18 protein-coding genes and 1 riboswitch are annotated in these 17,996 nt (G+C 38.2%); of the genes, 16 read left to right on the forward strand and 2 right to left on the reverse strand.

Annotated features, from left to right (window positions below):
- Positions 1 to 122 precede the first annotated feature (122 nt).
- The 9 genes from larB (at position 123) to V7124_RS11190 (ending at position 11,040) form a co-directional block, all read left to right on the forward strand.
- Complete coding sequence (gene larB, locus V7124_RS11150) at positions 123 to 893, forward strand: nickel pincer cofactor biosynthesis protein LarB (RefSeq protein ID WP_335488980.1); 771 nt, start codon at positions 123 to 125, stop codon at positions 891 to 893.
- Positions 874 to 1,779: a LarC family nickel insertion protein gene (locus V7124_RS11155; RefSeq protein WP_335488983.1), complete on the forward strand. Its 906-nt coding sequence runs from the start codon at positions 874 to 876 to the stop codon at positions 1,777 to 1,779. The genes larB and V7124_RS11155 overlap by 20 nt, the downstream gene beginning before the upstream one ends.
- 338 nt (positions 1,780 to 2,117) lie before the next feature.
- Positions 2,118 to 2,591, forward strand: coding sequence for a nickel insertion protein (gene larC, locus V7124_RS11160; RefSeq protein WP_335488986.1), 474 nt, complete (start codon positions 2,118 to 2,120; stop codon positions 2,589 to 2,591).
- Between the two features lie 310 nt (positions 2,592 to 2,901).
- A complete protein-coding gene (locus V7124_RS11165) occupies positions 2,902 to 3,399 on the forward strand; it encodes a TRAP transporter small permease (protein ID WP_335412481.1) in 498 nt (165 codons plus the stop codon).
- A 1-nt stretch (position 3,400) separates the two neighbouring features.
- Positions 3,401 to 4,696, forward strand: coding sequence for a TRAP transporter large permease (locus tag V7124_RS11170; protein WP_335412478.1), 1,296 nt, complete (start codon positions 3,401 to 3,403; stop codon positions 4,694 to 4,696).
- Between the two features lie 50 nt (positions 4,697 to 4,746).
- Positions 4,747 to 5,772, forward strand: coding sequence for a TRAP transporter substrate-binding protein (locus V7124_RS11175; RefSeq protein WP_420489509.1), 1,026 nt, complete (start codon positions 4,747 to 4,749; stop codon positions 5,770 to 5,772).
- Between the two features lie 105 nt (positions 5,773 to 5,877).
- Entirely contained in the window at positions 5,878 to 7,707 is a 1,830-nt protein-coding gene (locus V7124_RS11180) for a sensor histidine kinase (RefSeq protein ID WP_335412474.1), read from the forward strand.
- Positions 7,704 to 8,495, forward strand: a complete 792-nt coding sequence (locus V7124_RS11185) for a response regulator transcription factor (protein ID WP_335412472.1) — start codon at positions 7,704 to 7,706, stop codon at positions 8,493 to 8,495. Before V7124_RS11180 ends, V7124_RS11185 begins: the two co-directional genes overlap by 4 nt.
- Positions 8,496 to 8,703: 208 nt before the next feature.
- The gene (locus tag V7124_RS11190; RefSeq protein WP_335488989.1) at positions 8,704 to 11,040 is read left to right on the forward strand and encodes a glycoside hydrolase family 3 protein; all 2,337 of its coding nucleotides are present in this window, start codon (positions 8,704 to 8,706) and stop codon (positions 11,038 to 11,040) included.
- Between the two features lie 63 nt (positions 11,041 to 11,103).
- Here the strand turns inward: V7124_RS11190 and V7124_RS11195 are convergent, their stop codons facing one another.
- The gene (locus tag V7124_RS11195; protein WP_335488992.1) at positions 11,104 to 11,589 is read right to left on the reverse strand and encodes a QueT transporter family protein; all 486 of its coding nucleotides are present in this window, start codon (positions 11,587 to 11,589) and stop codon (positions 11,104 to 11,106) included.
- A gap of 8 nt (positions 11,590 to 11,597) precedes the next feature.
- Positions 11,598 to 11,642: riboswitch (PreQ1 riboswitch) on the reverse strand.
- A 261-nt stretch (positions 11,643 to 11,903) separates the two neighbouring features.
- Here V7124_RS11195 and V7124_RS11200 point away from each other — a divergent pair.
- The 7 genes from V7124_RS11200 to V7124_RS11230 all read left to right on the forward strand — a co-directional run bounded on the left by V7124_RS11200 (position 11,904) and on the right by V7124_RS11230 (position 17,048).
- Positions 11,904 to 12,764, forward strand: coding sequence for an energy-coupling factor transporter ATPase (locus tag V7124_RS11200; protein ID WP_335488995.1), 861 nt, complete (start codon positions 11,904 to 11,906; stop codon positions 12,762 to 12,764).
- A complete protein-coding gene (locus tag V7124_RS11205; protein ID WP_335488998.1) occupies positions 12,764 to 13,651 on the forward strand; it encodes an energy-coupling factor transporter ATPase in 888 nt (295 codons plus the stop codon). The genes V7124_RS11200 and V7124_RS11205 overlap by 1 nt, the downstream gene beginning before the upstream one ends.
- A complete protein-coding gene (locus V7124_RS11210; protein WP_335489001.1) occupies positions 13,641 to 14,483 on the forward strand; it encodes an energy-coupling factor transporter transmembrane component T family protein in 843 nt (280 codons plus the stop codon). Before V7124_RS11205 ends, V7124_RS11210 begins: the two co-directional genes overlap by 11 nt.
- A gap of 24 nt (positions 14,484 to 14,507) precedes the next feature.
- The gene (locus V7124_RS11215; protein WP_335412462.1) at positions 14,508 to 15,059 is read left to right on the forward strand and encodes an ECF transporter S component; all 552 of its coding nucleotides are present in this window, start codon (positions 14,508 to 14,510) and stop codon (positions 15,057 to 15,059) included.
- Positions 15,060 to 15,079: 20 nt separating this feature from the next.
- Positions 15,080 to 15,502, forward strand: coding sequence for a VOC family protein (locus V7124_RS11220; RefSeq protein ID WP_335489004.1), 423 nt, complete (start codon positions 15,080 to 15,082; stop codon positions 15,500 to 15,502).
- Positions 15,503 to 15,562: 60 nt separating this feature from the next.
- The gene (locus tag V7124_RS11225; RefSeq protein WP_335489008.1) at positions 15,563 to 15,955 is read left to right on the forward strand and encodes a globin; all 393 of its coding nucleotides are present in this window, start codon (positions 15,563 to 15,565) and stop codon (positions 15,953 to 15,955) included.
- 265 nt (positions 15,956 to 16,220) lie between these two features.
- Positions 16,221 to 17,048: a glycerophosphodiester phosphodiesterase gene (locus V7124_RS11230; protein WP_335412458.1), complete on the forward strand. Its 828-nt coding sequence runs from the start codon at positions 16,221 to 16,223 to the stop codon at positions 17,046 to 17,048.
- Between the two features lie 60 nt (positions 17,049 to 17,108).
- On the opposite strand, the gene V7124_RS11235 is transcribed toward V7124_RS11230, so the two are convergent.
- Positions 17,109 to 17,864 carry an SDR family oxidoreductase gene (locus V7124_RS11235; RefSeq protein WP_335489145.1) on the reverse strand — a complete coding sequence of 252 codons (756 nt, stop codon included), beginning with the start codon at positions 17,862 to 17,864 and terminating at the stop codon, positions 17,109 to 17,111.
- Between the last annotated feature and the right edge of the window lie 132 nt (positions 17,865 to 17,996).

The following is a 17,996-nucleotide window of genomic DNA, read 5'->3' on the forward strand; positions in this document are numbered from 1 at the left end:
GGAGAAGTAAAAATGGTCCCCATGAGGGGTTCATGAAGCCAAAATTGCGGTGGAGAAGTAAAAATGGTCCTCATGAGGGTTCATGAGGCCCAAAATTGCGAGTTTTTAAAGGGGGGAATCAAGTGCTTGAAGAAATTTTAGAACAAGTTCAAAAAGGGACCCTCAGCATTGCGGAAGCAAAAGATCAATTGGCGACGTTTGAAAATTTGGGGTTTGCAAAGGTTGACCATCACCGTAAGAAACGCCAGGGCTTTCCAGAGGTTGTCTATGGCGAAGGGAAAACATCTGAACAAATCATATCGATTATTCAGGCTTTAAGGGCAAGGAATAATCAGGTCATGGTAACAAGAATTTCCAAAGAAAAGGCAGCAACTGTTCAACAGGCATGTCCCGAATTTATTTATCATGAAGTTGCCCAAATACTATTTTGGAAAAACCAAGAAGAGTCAAAAGTTCATTCCAATGGTTATATCGCTGTAGTTGCAGCGGGTACTTCTGATTTAAGAGTGGCAGAAGAGGCAGCCGTTACGGCAGAAATATTAGGCAGTAAGGTCCATCGGATTTATGACGTGGGAGTAGCCGGAATTCATCGTCTGTTGAATCATGCCGAAGAAATCCAAAAAGCAACGGTTTCAGTAGTGGTAGCAGGCATGGAAGGAGCACTTCCGAGTGTAGTGGGCGGACTCGTTTCCCACCCTGTCATTGCCGTTCCGACAAGTGTCGGGTACGGGGCGAATTTTAACGGGTTATCTGCCTTGCTGACAATGCTGAATTCATGTGCTTCTGGAATTAGTGTTGTTAATATTGATAATGGCTTTGGCGGCGGGTATAACGCGGTATTAATTCATCAACTTGCACAAAAAGGGGAAAGAAATGAAGACACTTTATTTTGATTGTTTTTCAGGAGTTAGCGGGGATATGGTCATTGGCGCTCTTATTGACGCAGGTGCCGATCCAGTAAGATTAGTAGAAGAATTAAAAAAATTACATATTGAAGATGAATATGAATTGAAGTGGAAAAAAGTCGTAAAGAACGGGATAACAAGTACAAAATTTGATGTGGTGTTATTGAATCAACATCATGACCATGAGCACACACATAGCCATGATCACGAACATGACCATGGACACACACATAGCCACGATCACGAACATGACCATGGACACACGCATAGCCATGATCACGAACATGACCATGAGCACACACATAGCCATGATCACGAACATGACCATGGGCACACACATAGCCATGATCACCACCATCACCACGATCACCGCTCATATCAAGATATCGCAAAATTAATTAACGAGGCTGATTTTTCTCAACCAGTAAAAGATACCGCCTTGAAGATTTTTAAAAAAATTGGAGAAGCAGAAGGACTCATACATGGAGTGCCTTTGGAGCAGGTTCATTTTCATGAAGTGGGTGCGGTTGATTCAATAATTGATATTATTGGGACAGCAATCCTAGTTCATCAGTTAGAGATATCAGTAATCAAATCATCTCCGATTCCAGTTGGAACCGGAAAAATCCGTATCGATCATGGCCTCTATCCAGTACCAGCCCCTGCAACACTCGAAATATTAAAGGGTGTTCCGATCGAACATTCAGAAGTTAGATTTGAGCTCACAACGCCGACTGGTGCAGCGATTGTCGCGGTTTTAGCGGAAGAATTTTGCTCAATCCCTTCAATGAAAGTAACAGCAATTGGCTATGGAGCAGGAACGAAGACCTTTAAAGATCACCCAAATGTTGTGCGAGTCATCATCGGAAAATAAGGCTGCTTGCTTCTACATAATGGCCTTTTATAGTGCCCCAAATACAATTAGAAACAAGATCTCGGTCACTATAGACCTGCTATAGTGCCCCAAATACAATTAGAAACAAGATCTCGGTCACTATAGACCCGTTATAGTGACCCAAATCTATTTAGAAACAAGGTTTCGGTAACTATAGGCCTGCTATATATAGTGCCCCAAATCTATTTAGAAACAAGGTTTCGGTCACTATAACCCGCCTATCGTTGCAAAAATGGCAATCATCCTCAAAAACAGCAAATAAAATCGAAACAACAGCTTACTAGATTTCCATATCTAAAGTGAGAGGAGTTACCGGAATGAATTCTCACCCTCCTAATCATGAACACATAGATGATCAGATGGTCAAAATGGAAGTAAATTTGGATAATATCCCAGGAGAATGGCTTGGCTATGTAATGGACTTACTTTTCGAAGCGGGTGCTAATGATGTTTTTTACACACCAATCTATATGAAAAAAAATAGACCGGCCATCTTGCTTCAGTTACTTTGTTCTCTTGAAAATGTCACGAAAATGAAGGATATCCTTTTTAAAGAAACCACCACGCTTGGTGTTCGTTTTTATCCATTAACGGTTCATCGATTAGAACGAGTATTTATTAAAGCTGACACAAAATGGGGACCCATCACTGTCAAAGAAGGAATACTTAATGGACAGGTCGTTCAGCGGGCACCTGAGTATGAGGAATGTAAGAATCTAGCACAACTCCATGATATTCCTTTAAAACAGGTTTATGAACAGGTATGGAAGAGCCTTGATACCAAAGAGTAAAAAAGTCAATAAAAAAATGAAACGAGGCTGTCCAACTCAGGGCGGTCTCGTTTCATTATGGACGTATTGCAGAACCTATATTGACATGCAAAGTAAATGAATGCTAGAATCAATTCTGAAAATTAGTTTATTAAACTAACAAAAAAATAAATTTACCCAAATTTCGCACAACCAAACAAATGAAAAGGCTTTCTAATTTCCGAAACCTAAAAAAAACACAAATTCTTCTAAAAAAACAACATTTTAAAACATCCCCCTTATCCGTAAAATGTTTATAAAGTAAACGTTTTCAACTAAAGGGGGGAGTCACATGGAGTATATAAAAAAGTTTTTTAAAGCGATCGATTCTATTTTCGAAAAATTCACATTAGTAGCTTTGGTATCATTAATACTTATTGTTACAACACAGGTTATGACGAGGAAATTATTTAACTTTGTTTTCTTTTGGTCAGAAGAAATTACCCTGCTGCTATTAGCATGGTTTGCCTTTATGTCCATTGCAATCGGCTTTAGGGAGTATATTCATTTAGGAATTGACTCGTTCACAAACCTATTTCCAAAATCTTTTAATAAGGTCTTAGATAAAATCATTAGTGCTACTATTTTTGCATTTGGTTTTTATTTGATCGTCCAAGGTTGGGAATTTACATTGTTGACGATGGAATCCACTCTTCCAGCAACAAAACTCCCAAGTAGTATCACATACGTGGCGATGCCGATTACAGGAATTATGATATGTGGTTACTCGCTCCTGCAATTCTTCAATATTAATACAACCAGACATGATGGTGTGGAGGAGGGAATGTAAAATGGATACGAACACAATCGGAATTATTATCTTAATCTCAAGCTTTGTTATTCTAGTGCTGCTTCGTTTTCCGATTGCTCTTACGCTTGTGGTATCGTCCTTGCTAACAGTAATCTATATGAAAATCCCACTTCCTGTTATTGGTCAGCAAATGATTCAAGGAGTTAACTCCTTTTCCTTGCTCGCTATTCCATTCTTTATCCTAACAGGACAAATTATGAGTGAAGGTGGACTTGCACTAAGGATAGTGAATTTTGCCAGTTTACTAGTAGGAAGAATACGTGGTGGACTTGCAATGGTAAATAGTGTTGCAGCATTGTTTTTTGGAAACATCTCAGGGTCAGCTGTGGCGGATGTTTCATCAGTAGGATCTGTTATGATTCCCATGATGAAAAAGAAGGGATACGAAGCAGATTATGCAGTTGGGGTAACAATAGCCTCCGCTATTCAAGGGGTAGTTGTTCCACCGAGTCATAATCTCGTCCTTTACTCGTTAGCAGCTGGGGGCGTATCTATCGCAAGTCTATTTATGGCAGGTATCGTGCCGGGATTCATTATGTTAATTTCGCTCATGATCACGAGCTATATAATCGCTAGAAAACGAGGGTACGGTAAAGCAGATCCTGTACCAAAGTCACAATATCTCAGCATTATCTTACATGGCTTTTTATCCTTAAGTCCCGCCGTTATTATACTTGGCGGAATCATGAGCGGCTGGTTTACAGCTACAGAGTCTGGTGCATTAGCATGTTTATATTCTTTTATTCTAGCATTTGTTATTTATCGAGAAGCACCTATCTCTAGTATGTGGAAAATACTCACCAGAACAATGAGAACGGTTTCGATGGTATTCTTCTTAATTGCAGCATCTGCGTCCTTTGGCTGGATCCTTGCTTATTTGCAAATTCCTGCTGCAGTAACAGAATTGTTCCTAAGTATTTCTGACAATCCAATTATCATTTTATTAATTATTAATATCTTATTGCTCCTTCTAGGTGCACCTATGGACATGGCACCAATGATTTTAATCATGACACCAATTCTCCTTCCAGTTGTAACCAGCTTTGGAATGGATCCTGTCCATTTTGGAATCGTATTGATCTTAAATGCAGGGATTGGTTTATTAACACCACCAGTTGGAACCGTTTTATTCGTTGGTTGTGCGATTGGTAAGGTCTCCATCCAGCAGGGTACAAAAGCGATGATGCCATTTTTCTATGCTTTACTTGTTGTTCTGTTAATTATCACCTATATCCCAGAGGTTGTTATGTGGCTGCCGAATATGCTAGTCAAATAGTCTAGGATAAGGTGAAGATTATATAAAAATAGTAAAAAGGGGTGTTGATTTTGTTAAAGAAAAAGGTTACTGGTATTTTAGCAGCAACATTGTTAATGGGTACATTCCTTGCGGCCTGCGGGAAAGAAGAAGCAAAGCCGAGCAGCAGCGGTACCAAGGAAGAAGAAAAACCGTCCTATACGTTCCGCTTAGCTGACAATCAGCCAGTAGATTACCCAACTGTCATGGGTGACAAAAAGTTCGCTGAGTTAGTAGAGGAAAGATCCGATGGCCGTATTAAAATTGAAGTTTATCCATCGGCACAGTTAGGCGATGAAAAATCTGTTCTTGAACAAGTTCAACTTGGAGCGATTGAGTTTACTCGTATCAACGCCAGCCCACTTGCTGAATTCAATAAAGAGTTTACTCCACTTGGACTTCCTTATGTCTTTGAGAGTGAAGATCATCTTTGGAATTTCTTAAATGGAGATATGGGAACAAAATTACTTGATGGACTTGAGCAATCTAAGATGAAGGGATTAGCATATTACGATTCTGGTTCACGTAGTTTCTATTCCACAAAAGAACTTAAAGGTGTGGAAGATTTAAAAGGACAGAAGATTCGTGTTCAACAAAGTAAAATTAATATTGATTTCATGGCTGCCCTAGGTGCAAGTGCTACACCAATGCCATATGGAGAAGTATTCAGTGCCCTTCAAACAGGTATTATTGATGGAGCTGAAAACAACTTACCAAGTTTAGATTCATCTAACCATTTTCAAGAAGCTAAGAACTTGATCCTTGATCACCACCAACGTATTCCTGAAGTTCTCTTAATTAGTAAAGTTGCTTGGGATAAACTTGACAAAGAAGACCAAAAGCTTATTAAGCAAGCTGCACTTGATTCTGTTGAAACACAAAGAGCTGAGTGGGATAAATACGAAGAGAAATCTGAAAAGAAATTAAAAGACGCAGGTGTTACATTTACCGAAGTTAAAGATCTTAAACCTTGGACAAATGCTGTAAAGTCTATGGTTGATGAATATTCAAAAGAGTATAAAGATGTAATGGATGCAATAGCGAAAGCTCGTCCATAATCTTTCGCTACAAAAACACCCTGCTGGTTATTTTATCCATTTACCAGCTGGGTGTTTTCTGTTTTATTATAGATAGGAGTCAGAAAATTATAAGGAAGTGAAAAAATGCAATGGCGGAAGAAAAAAATAGTTGAATTTATTGAACGGTATATTCTCTTGAAAAATCAATCACTAATGACCAAGCTTTGCATTTTTTCTAGCTTTCTCGTTATTTTTCCTGTCCTTTCAGTGGCCATCATTTCCTATTCACGCTCCTCCGTTGAATTAGAAGAGGAGCTCCGACAACATAGCAGTCAAGTTATTGAACAAGTAGAATCACATATTGAATATTATTTACAGGAATTTGAAATTACCAGTTTAAAAATTATCAATTCTCCTGAGGTATCTAGACTTTTTAAAGATGATAAAAGTGATAATTTGGTAGAAGGAGCCAGAAACACATTAAAAAATGCTGCCTATTCTCGTGCGGATATATCCAATATTACTGTTTTAGTGGGTGACGATATTGTCATTGATACACTTGGGGATAGGAATTATTATCCTTCCACTAAAATAAAAGAAGAATATTGGTATTCATCCGTTCCTTTAAACGGAATGACCATGTTAGTCACTAGAACACTAAAACTAAAAAACAAAGAACAGCCGGTTATTTCTCTCGTAAGGAGATTATACAATCCTGATACTCTCCTCCCAGTTGGAGTGCTAATTATTGATATTAATTTTCGGAGAATTGAGGAAATATCAAACAAAGTAACAATTAGTAGAAACGGATATTTTTTTATATTGGATGCTAATGGGCATTATGTATATCATCCCGATTATTCGAAGCTTGGAAAAAAGGTTGAATATAGCCAGCTATCAAAGCTTAAAACCAGTGGGAACAGTACACAAATTTTAGAGAATGAACGGAATGATTTTGTCACCTATACGTTTTCCCCGAATATCGGCTGGAGTTTTTTTACGGCGGTACCTTATAAAGATATAACGGGTGGAATTATTCAAATCGGAAGAACAATCATCCTGACGATTCTATTCTCATTAATGATTGCCTATACAATTGGTTTTGTTTTTGCAACTAGCATCATTCGACCAATCCGACGCTTGCAACAGTTTATGAAAGAAGTTGAGATTGGAAAACTTAATGGCAGGGTACTAGTCGAATCAAACGATGAAATTGGACAGTTATCCGCTGGTTTTAATAATACAGTTGAAAAACTCTCTAATTTACTTGAAGAAGTATATATCTCAAAATTAAGAGCGACTGAAATGTCTCTAAAACAAAAAGAAATTGAAATTAAGATGCTTCAGTCTCAAATGAACCCCCATTTTTTATATAATTCCTTAGAAACAATTAGAGGGATGGCGTTAGAAGAGGGTCAGGAAGATATTGCAACGATGTCTTTTTCCCTTGCAAAGCTTCTACGGTACAATCTTAAAAATGAATCGTCAACCGTTAGCTTAAGAGAAGAAATTAAGTTTTGCCAGACCTATCTTCAGATCCAGAAGTTTCGCTTTGATGACCGTTTTGAGTACGAGATTGATATACCGGATTGGGCGATGGATCTTCAAGTTGTAAAATTTTCACTGCAGCCCTTAGTGGAAAATTGCTTTGTTCATGCCTATGGCCAAATGATTAAAAAGTTCAAGATTAAGATAACAGCAATTCTTCATTCAGAATCGGTTTATACCATTTTAATTGAAGATACTGGTACCGGAATTCCTAAAGATGTGTTAGAGGCACTTACCAAAAAAATAGACGAAAAAGTAACAAACTCTGATGGGAATAAAATTGGAATTTTAAATGTTCATCAAAGGATTCATTATGTGTTTGGTGAGGATTATGGCTTAAGAATTAGGAGTCAAGAGGGTAGGGGAACAATTGTTGAAATGCATCTGCCAAAAAAGGAAAATAAAGAGGTAGGGGAAGTTAGATGAGAAAAATCTTGTTAGTGGACGATGAGCGATGGGTTCGTACCGCTCTAAAGTGGACAATCAACAAATTGAATCTTCCTTTGCAAGTAGTTCATGAGTGCAGTAATGGTTTGGAAGCATTGGATTGGATTAAATTAAATGAAGTAGACCTGATTCTAACGGATATTCGAATGCCAATTATGGATGGTATTGCTTTGGTTAAGGAACTTAGTACTTTAAAAGGTGAATATGACGTTATTGTCATATCGGTTCATGATGAGTTTCATTTTATTCAACAAGCCATGCGGGGAGGTGTCACGGACTACCTTCTTAAACCGATTGAAGAAACAGAAATAAAAGCTTGCCTAGAGAAATGGTTAAATAAAAAAAGCAGTGAAGGAATAACGAGCAAGCAAACCAAACCTGAAAAAGAAACTCTTCCCTTATCAACGATTGATCGAGTCTTGGAATATATAAAGAAAACACCATTAGATCAAATTACTTTAAAAGAAGCGGCAGAAAGTATTCATATTAATCCTAGTTACCTAAGCCAACTGTTCAAACAACAGCTCAATAAAAAGTTTGTTGATTATATTACAGAATTGCGAATTGAAGAAAGTAAACGGTTATTGCAAAATACATCCTTAAGAATGTCTGAAATAGCTGAAAGAGTGGGCTATTCTGATCTCGCTTACTTTAGTAATAATTTTAAGAAAGTAGTGGGATGCTCGCCATCCGAGTATCGAAATATCCATTTAAAAAAGGACGAAAGTAAAACGAAAAGAGCGACAAGTATAGAGTCAGGAACCTAGGTTTCTGGCTCTATTTTGCATTTTTTTAGAAAAGTATAGGTATGTAGTCATGGGTATTTTTAACTGAATATTTTTAATATTAAAAAAACACAAATAAAACTAAAAAATACCCCTCCTAGGAAAGTACTTTTAGGTTGTACAATCAAGTAGAGTTGGAAGCGCTTACTTACATAGAAGGAGGGAAACTGGCTGATGTGACACCTTATTAATGAAAATATCTTTAGGAGAATTAACAACCATTCAATTAGAAAAAGAGGGGGAAGAAAAAATGGCATCATTATCAAAACAGATTAAAAAATCTTCAAAACTAAGAAAAAAACTTCTGGCAACCGCACTTACTCTATCATTAGTTGCGCCAGTCATTGGACCGCAGGCAGGTTTTGCAAATGATGAACAAGGATACACAGGTGAGGAAGGAGCAGCTACTCCTTATTCTGGACGAGGTGCCATTACAACTTATAAAATTGCAAAAGGTGAAGGCCAGCCAGAAATTGAAGTGGCAACTCAAGATAGAATTCTTGAAATTAACGGCAAATATTTTAGAGATGCGAATGGCAGTAAAAGCTTAGATGTTTACGAAGACTGGACAAAGCCAGTTTCAACACGTGTAGCGGATTTGATTAGTAAAATGAGTCTTGAACAAAAAGCCGGATTGATGTACATAAATACTCATACCCCAGTAGCCGATCCAGCAGATGGGAAATTTGTAACCCCTGCGAACAGTAAAATTGTTACTGATAAAAAATTGCGTCACGTGATTTACCGTCTAACTCAAAACTTAGGCGATATTGCCAATTATAATAACCAAATGCAACAATTAGCAGAGGGTCTTGAATTAGGTATTCCGGTTGTGATTACTTCCAATCCAAGAAACTCTGCCTCAACAGATTATACCAATATTACCAATGCTCAAGATCAACATACCTTCTGGCCAGGAACTTTAGGTTTAGCAGCAGGACGAGATGTAGAAGCAGTTGCTGAATTTGCCGATATTGCCCGCCAGGAATGGAGAGCGGCTGGTATTCGAAAAGTTTATGGATATATGGCTGACGTTGCAACAGATCCACTTTGGGCAAGAATCGAGGAGACATTCGGTGAAGATCCAAAATTAGTTGGAGACATGAATTATGAAATCGTTAAAGGGTTCCAAACTGAAACTCTTGGCAAAGACAGTGTAGCCATTACAGTTAAACATTTCCCTGGCGGTGGAGCTCGTGATGATGGGCAAGATCCTCACTTTGCAAACGGCAGCTTTAACATTTACCCTACTGAAGGAAGCATGGAGAAGTATCATATTCCTCCTTTCATGAGAGCGATTGAAGCAGGTGTAGCATCCGTCATGCCGTATTATGCCTATCCTAGCAATGATAGTGCTAATCAAGGGTTGCCAGCGTACAGTGAAACTAAGCAATTTGAGGAAGTTGGTATGACTCTTAATAAAGGAATCATTGATTACTTGCGTGAGGGTCTTGGTTTCAAAGGATATATTAACTCTGACTCAGGTGCAGTTGCGGGCAGCGCATGGGGCTACCTAGTTGATGAAGATGGAAATCCAATTCCTAATGCACAAAAAGTGGCCAAAGCCATTAATGCAGGAACAAATATTATTTCAGGTGGTGCAAATCCAGAGTATGTAATCGAGGCAATTAGTAGCGGCTTACTAAAAGAAGCTAAAGTGGACGAATCCATTACGTATACTCTATCAGAAATGATGACATTAGGTCTATTTGAAGATCCATACGTAAATCCTTCAGAAGCTATTGCTGCTGCAAACAATGAAGAAAACAGAGCATTAGCTTACGAAGCACACCAAAAGTCAGTTGTTCTAATGCGCAATGATAAAATCGATGGTGGTAAAAAACTATTACCATTAACAAATGGAAAGTTAAAAGATGTTAAGCTTTATGTTGAAGGATTTATTGGGGTTGCTCCAGGAAGAAATAATCCAAATCCTCAAAAAACTATTAATGAAGAATCAGCAAAACAAACTGCTGCATTTAATGCAGACTTAAAGAAAATGCTCAAAGAAAAATTCCCTAACATTACGTTAGTGGATAGTGTTGACCAAGCAACTCATGCATATTTATATATTAAACCAACTCAATCTAACTGGGATAATGACCCACGTATTGACGTTAATGAAACAACAGGTATTCTTGAACTAGATCGAATCATTGAAATTCAAAAAGCTGTTCCAACCATTACTGCGGTAAACTTTACGAACCAATGGCTTATTAATGAACTTGAGCCAAATGCTGCTGCATTAATCGGTACTTTTGGTACACTACAAGAGGCAGTATTTGATGTAATCACTGGAAAATTCAAACCGGTAGGAAAACTTCCATTCGCTATTCCAGCTAGTACAGAAGCGGTAGAAAAGGAAATTGGAGATGTTCCAAGCTTTGCGCCTGAAGAATATGCAGATTTCGAATATGTGAATAAAAATGGTGACAAATACGAATACGGATTTGGTCTTGCTTACAGCGATGGCAACAACGGAAAAGCAGTTGGTAAACCTGCTCATGCCGAAAAATCCTCGAAATAATAAAATTAGCACAATTTAAGACTGTTATAAAAAGAGATGCTACCCAAGTAGCATCTCTTTTATCTATACTCTTTTTTCAAAATGAACACGTTTATTAATAAAATACATAATCGGCATACCTACTGCCATTACAATAAATTCTCCTGCTGCTACAGTCAGCCAGGTAAATAAGAACGGCAATTCAAATGCCAAGTTTAATTCAAAGGCAATGATAAACATCGTTATAGTGAAAACTACCGTATTCACAATCATTCGAGCCCAAATACCTTTAATAAAGCGTGCGGAAATGATCGTGATGGATAACGCTAATACGGATTGACCAACTCCAAAAACTAGGTCATAAGCGACCATTGGCGAAAAGAAAAGGTTGCTGAAAAATACTCCTAAAATGATTCCGAACATGTACTTTTTATTGAATACGACGAGATGGTTAAACATTTCGGAAACACGGAATTGAACATTCGTAAAGCCAAAGGGTGCGATTAAACCGGATACAGCAATATATAGCGCAGCTAAAATCGCGTTTACAACAAGTGTTTTAATTTTCATATTTATTACTCTCCTTAGTTTTTTTACGTGGGAGGTTCTCGAACCACGTTTTATAGGCAATGTATTATATTAATAGAAATAAATCTACTAGTCAATGGAAAAAATTTTTAAAGTATTATCGAAACATAAACTTACTGGAATAATTGGATAATATTCCCCCCAATGTACATTCTAAAGGTAAAAAAAGAACGTCAAATTAATACTTCAGGATACCCCCAATTTAGTCTTCATGCTATTATATTTCTTGTGTATCATTTCCTATGGTTGAATAATATTCTGAATATTAATAAAATAGAAGTGAGAGGGGGGACTAGATGGAACCCATTATAGTTTTAGAGAATGTATCCTTTTCATATAAAATCAATGAAAACTCTTCTGTTTCTGTTCTTAAAAATGCTTCATTCTCGATTTTTCCTGGTGAATATGTTGCGATTATTGGCCACAATGGTTCTGGGAAGTCGACATTATCCAAGCATTTTAATGGGCTATTAACACCTGGCTCAGGGGATGTTTGGGTGCACGGACATAATACGAAGGATGAAAGCAAGAGGCTCGATATCCGTAAAGCGGTAGGTATGGTCTTTCAGCATCCTGATAATCAAATTGTTGCAACCATTGTGGAGGAAGATGTAGCTTTTGGGTTAGAGAATATTGGTGTACCGAGAGCAGAGATGAAACAAAGAATTGATGAAGCGTTGGACGTAGTAAAAATGACTGAGTTCAGGAAGAGGCCGCCGCATCACTTATCTGGGGGACAAAAACAGAGAGTTGCAATAGCTGGGGTACTTGCGATGCAGCCAGATTGTATCGTGTTTGATGAGTCAACCAGTATGCTTGATACCTTTGGCAGAAATGAGGTTCTTCAGGTTATGCGAAAAATGAATGGGATGGGAATGACGATCATTACCGTTACCCATCGCATGTCAGAAGCAGCAGAGGCGGACCGCATTATTGTGGTGGAAGACGGGAAAATTGTTATGGATGGACCACCACAAGAAATTTTTAAACATAAAAAGGTATTAATGGATCTTCAGCTAGATATCCCGACCGTTAGTCAAATCGCTGAAATTGTCCATAATGAATATCAGATTTTTTCTAAAGAGTTAATTAAAGAAGATGAACTCATTGATGAAGTAAAAAGAGTTTCAAGAGCACGGAGCGGGGAGATGGGCTAATGCCTGGTAAGCCAATATTAGAAATAGAAAATTTGTTTCATACATACATGAAAGGTACTCCAATGGAGCATGAGGCTTTGAAGGGGACGAGCATGGTGATCAGTGAGGGGGAATGTATTGCGATTATTGGGCACACCGGCTCAGGTAAATCCACCCTAATCCAGCATTTTAATGGTCTAATTCGTCCTGATTCGGGGAAAGTCATCGTCGATGGGGTAGATTTATCAAAAAAACGAATTGACATAAAAGCGTTACGAAGAAAGGTTGGACTTGTTTTTCAAAATCCAGAGGACCAAATTTTCGAAAAATTAATTGGTGATGATGTTGCTTATGGCCCTTTTAAACTTGGTTTGCCTTTAAAGGAAGTAAGGGAACGAGTTAAATGGGCGATGGATATGGTTGGGTTGAATTTTGAGGTAATGAAGGATAGGCAAACATTTGCCTTAAGCGGCGGACAGAAGCGCAAAGTTGCACTCGCTGGAATCCTTGCGTTACAGCCCAAGATATTGGTTCTTGATGAGCCGACAGCAGGTCTTGATCCAAGGTCTCGAAATGAATTGCTTGATAAGATTAAGTACTTAAATAAGATGGAAAATCTAACGGTCATTTTTGTTTCACATAACATGGAGGAAGTCGCTTACTTAGCAGACAGGGTTTATGTAATGGCGAATGGTTCTGATGTCTTATCAGGTACGCCTGAGGAGATTTTTACAGATAAGGAGAAACTGCAGGATTACCAAATTGGAACGCCCGAAACGGTACAAATTTTATACCGGTTGAAAGACATGGGGTACAATGTAGATATTGCTGCTTTTACGATTTCCGAAGCAGCAAACGAAATCATAAAGGTTCTTGCCAATGGAAAGGGGGAGAATCATGGCGAGTGAATTTGAACTATCTCGAAATATTACGATTGGTCAATACATCCCAACTGGTTCTTTTATTCATAGGCTGGATCCGAGAGTAAAGCTGTTTGTATTCACTATTCTTGTTATAGCCATAGCCCTCAACACTAGTTATATAGGGAATATTATCGGTCTGCTATTATCCATTTATTTATTCTTGGTATCCAAAATACCTATCAGTTATGGATTATCTGGCATCAAGCCGGCAATCCCCTTTATAATCATATTAGGTGTGCTTCAGCTAATTTTCCAAGGTAATGTATTTTCTGGTGGGACGGTATTTTTTAAGTATGGTTTTATTTTGATAACGAGTGAAAGTATTCGATTAGTGATTGTTTCAGCGATACGGTTTGTAGAAATCATTTTATTAAGCAGTGTTCTTACTTTATCGACTTCAACTACTGAGTTAACCCATGCTATCCAAAGTCTTTTAAGCCCATTGAAGAAAGTGAAATTTCCTGTCCATGAGATATCATTGATCATCACGATTGCGATTCGTTTTGTGCCAACCTTTGCGATTGAAATGGAAAAAATGATGAAGGCACAAGCTTCAAGAGGGGCAGATTTCGGATCAGGGGAATGGTGGAGAATCATTCAGAGGACAAAGGATATGTTTCCGATTATTATTCCCTTATTTACGATTGCGTTATCAAGAGCAGAGGACCTTATCTTAGCAATGGAATCCCGATGCTATACTCCGGGGAATGATAGAAGTGCCTATTCTGTTTATAAAGCGTATGGTCGAGATTACGTCGTATTAATCATTGGGCTATTATTTTCAATTCTACTACTTTTTTATCCATTTCCGTATTAGAGATTATAGAGGGGGAAAAATGAAATGAAAGGTTCATTAACGATTAGAAATATTGTTATTGCTGGTGTCCTTGGTGCGATCGCCATTCTTTTAGGAGTCACTCGAATAGGCTATATTCCTGTCCCTACAGCAGCTGGAAATGCAACCATCATGCATATCCCTGCTATTATTGGGGGAATCATGCAGGGACCCGTTGTTGGTGCGATTGTCGGCCTTATCTTTGGTGTTTCGTCTTTTTTAAATGCAACCGTGCCTCTATTCAAAGATCCTTTAGTGGCCATTTTGCCTAGACTGTTTATTGGAGTCGTCGCCTGGCTTGTGTATGTTGGAATCCGCAAAAAAAGTGAATATCTTGCGATTGGTACTGCAGCATTCTTAGGAACCTTGACCAATACAGCACTTGTTTTAACGATGGCCGTCGTGAGAGGCTATATGGCCGCTGGTGTTGCATGGACAGTGGCCATAACGAGTGGAATCCCTGAAGCGATTGTTGGTACGATTGTAACGCTAGCGGTCGTCTTAGCGTGGAAGCAAATGGGTAAGGGAAAGAAATCTAAAATTTCAGAGGACCTATGAGTTGTAAATGAGGGAAGAGTATGCTGCACCATGTTGAAATAAATGTTTCGAATCTACCTAAAACGATTGAATTTTGGGGATGGCTATTAACGGAATTAGGGTATGAAGAGTATCAAAAGTGGGATAGGGGTATTAGTTGGAAACATCAGGAGACGTATCTCGTTTTTGTCCAAGCTGAAGAACGATTCCTAGATAGTCCCTACCATCGAAGCAGAGTTGGATTAAACCATCTAGCCTTTCATGCAAAGTCAAGGGAACATGTAGATGAAATGACTGAAAAATTGAAGGAAAGGGGGGTTAATATCCTCTACTTTGATAAACATCCATACGCTGGAGGTTCAGACTATTACGCTGTTTTTTTTGAAGATCCGGATCGAATAAAAGTGGAATTAGTTGCCCCTTGTTCGCCTAAATTTGTTTTGGTCTTTAATAGTGTGATATAAATCACGAAGCTCCACCTGTTTTTTCTTTATAATCAAAAGAAAGTAAAAGGGGTGTGGAACGTGGATTATAAGTTTAAAACTCTTTATAGTGAAATTGGCGGGCAAGAAACGATCGATAAACTTGTTGATGCTTTTTATCCTCGAGTCTATGCAGATCCAGAGTTACGGCCGCTTTTTGAAGGGGATATGGAAGAAATTAAAAGGAAGCAACGAATGTTTCTTCCGCAATTTTTAGGAGGTCCGGCACTGTATAGTCAAGAATTCGGACCGCCGGCAATGAGAGGGCGTCATCTACCTTTTGAAGTAACACCAAGGAGAGCGCAGTGCTGGCTTCGCTGTATGAAAGAAGCTTTTATCGAGATTGGTCTATACGATAATCCGGCAGGGTCTGCCTTTTATGATCGATTAACACAGGTTGCGGGAATCATGGTAAACAGTCCGGATAAAGAGTAAAGTATCAATAGGGTGCCCACAAAACGTGGACACCTTTTTTGAAGCTTGCTCCCTATTCGGCATCGGTCATGCGATAGGGATACCATATCACTGCTTATTTTTTTGCAAAGGGTAAAAGACCGAATTATTTGTAAATTAATGCATGAACATTTAACTAGTTTATTTTACCTTACATTAATCAAGTCTAAACGTTGATAACATATTAGCTAAACAATTCTCCCATACAATACTAATTGTAGACACATTTAAAAGGGAGATGGAGAAAATGAAAAAAGCAACTTTATTTGGAGCTGGCCTTGCTATTACGTTATTATTAAGTCCGTTCCAGCAGGCTTTTGCAGCAGAAACAACGGGGGAGTTACGTCAAGTTGATACGGTAGCCCACCGCGGGGCAACAGGGTATGCTCCTGAAAACACCATTGCCGCTTTTGATAAAGGGGTAGAAATGAAAGCAGATTATATTGAAATTGATGTTCAAAGAAGTAAGGATGGAGAATTGGTCATTATTCATGATAATAACGTTGACAGAACAACAGATGGTACCGGGTATGTGAAGGACTTAACGTTTGAACAGATTAGAAGTCTTGATGCAGGCAGCTGGAAAGCGGAACAATTTAAAGGGGAAAAAATTCCTACATTAGATGAAATTCTTGATCGGTATCATGGGAGAACGGGTATTTTAATAGAATTAAAATCACCTGAGCTTTATCCTGGAATTGAAGAACAAGTAGCCCAAAAATTAATTGAACGAAATCTAGATAAGCCTCAAAATGAAAAAATCATCATTCAATCTTTTAATTTTGAATCTATGAAACTAACAAACAGCCTATTACCGAAAGTGCCCATTGGTGTCCTTACATCCAATAGGGCTCACACAACGGAACAAGCATTACAAGAATTCTCAGCCTATGCTGACTACTTTAACCCAAGCTATGGCATTGTTACGGAAGAATTAGTTAATCAAGTTCATGCACTGGGAATGAAAATCCAATCCTGGACAGTTCGCAGCCATGAAGCAGCTCAATTTCTTTTAGATATGAACGTGGACGGAATTATTACCGATTATCCTGATTACGTAGATCCAAGAAAATAGGACAAACTATTGCCAAAAGAGGGAAAACGTGGACACCCTTTTTTGATGAATACAATCTCCCTAGCTTCTTAAAAAACCACCTTCAGAATTGAATATTTGTCCTGTAATCCATTGTGCTTCTTCGCTGGCAAGGAATGCAACTAGGCGAGCAGCATCTTCAGGAATTCCAATACGTCCAAATGGAAATTTTGGCAACAATTCTTGCTTGATTTCTTCGTTCATCCACCCAGTGTCCGTTGGACCTGGGTTTACTGCATTTACTGTAATTCCAAGAGGTGCAAGCTCTGCAGATAAGGAAAGAGTAAAAGCAGATATAGCCCCCTTCGTTGCAGCATAAGCCAATTCACCCGCCATGGGACCAAGTGCTTGTCCTGATGTAAGATTAATAATCCGTCCCATCGCATTCTGAGAGTCTCTAATCCGACGTGCAAATTCAACAGACAATAGGAAAGTGGCTCTCATATTTACTGCATAATGATCATCAAGTATTTTTGCATCTAAATTCATATACCCATCTCTAGTGGAATGAGCTGCATTATTAACCAAAATCGTAGGTGAACCTAATTTTAAATTTACTAAGTCCATTAATTTAGCCGGTGTGCTTGATTTCGAAAGATCCATTTCTACATTTGCACATTTAACTTTATGTTCTTCTATGCTGGCTTGAAAATTTACAATCCAGTCTCTATCAGCATTCAAATGAGTAAAGAAAATATCTGCACCTTCTATTGCTAGTTTTTTACAAATTGCAGCTCCAATTCCTTTTCCATGACTTACCCCGGTAACAACCGCTATACATCCATTAAGATTTTTAATGATAACACCACCCCAAAAAAGTTTTATAGTACTTTTACTATATTATATGAAAAAAATTACTAGAATACTAAATAATTCCATGTGTTCACTTGTGAAAATTTATCAAGCATAGTTGTTTATAAAAATTACCTT

Source organism: Neobacillus niacini (genome assembly GCF_036961885.1).
Taxonomy (GTDB): Bacteria; Bacillota; Bacilli; order Bacillales; family Cytobacillaceae; genus Neobacillus; species Neobacillus niacini_H.

Bases quoted from the DNA above. Each gene is read 5' to 3' on its own strand.
- V7124_RS11155 (WP_335488983.1), top strand. From the start codon at position 874: ATGAAGACACTTTATTTTGATTGTTTTTCAGGAGTTAGCGGGGATATG.
- larC (WP_335488986.1), top strand. From the start codon at position 2,118: ATGAATTCTCACCCTCCTAATCATGAACACATAGATGATCAGATGGTC.
- V7124_RS11165 (WP_335412481.1), top strand. From the start codon at position 2,902: ATGGAGTATATAAAAAAGTTTTTTAAAGCGATCGATTCTATTTTCGAA.
- V7124_RS11170 (WP_335412478.1), top strand. From the start codon at position 3,401: ATGGATACGAACACAATCGGAATTATTATCTTAATCTCAAGCTTTGTT.
- V7124_RS11180 (WP_335412474.1), top strand. From the start codon at position 5,878: ATGCAATGGCGGAAGAAAAAAATAGTTGAATTTATTGAACGGTATATT.
- V7124_RS11185 (WP_335412472.1), top strand. From the start codon at position 7,704: ATGAGAAAAATCTTGTTAGTGGACGATGAGCGATGGGTTCGTACCGCT.
- V7124_RS11190 (WP_335488989.1), top strand. From the start codon at position 8,704: ATGAAAATATCTTTAGGAGAATTAACAACCATTCAATTAGAAAAAGAG.
- V7124_RS11195 (WP_335488992.1), bottom strand. From the start codon at position 11,589: ATGAAAATTAAAACACTTGTTGTAAACGCGATTTTAGCTGCGCTATAT.
- V7124_RS11200 (WP_335488995.1), top strand. From the start codon at position 11,904: ATGGAACCCATTATAGTTTTAGAGAATGTATCCTTTTCATATAAAATC.
- V7124_RS11205 (WP_335488998.1), top strand. From the start codon at position 12,764: ATGCCTGGTAAGCCAATATTAGAAATAGAAAATTTGTTTCATACATAC.
- V7124_RS11210 (WP_335489001.1), top strand. From the start codon at position 13,641: ATGGCGAGTGAATTTGAACTATCTCGAAATATTACGATTGGTCAATAC.
- V7124_RS11215 (WP_335412462.1), top strand. From the start codon at position 14,508: ATGAAAGGTTCATTAACGATTAGAAATATTGTTATTGCTGGTGTCCTT.
- V7124_RS11220 (WP_335489004.1), top strand. From the start codon at position 15,080: ATGCTGCACCATGTTGAAATAAATGTTTCGAATCTACCTAAAACGATT.
- V7124_RS11230 (WP_335412458.1), top strand. From the start codon at position 16,221: ATGAAAAAAGCAACTTTATTTGGAGCTGGCCTTGCTATTACGTTATTA.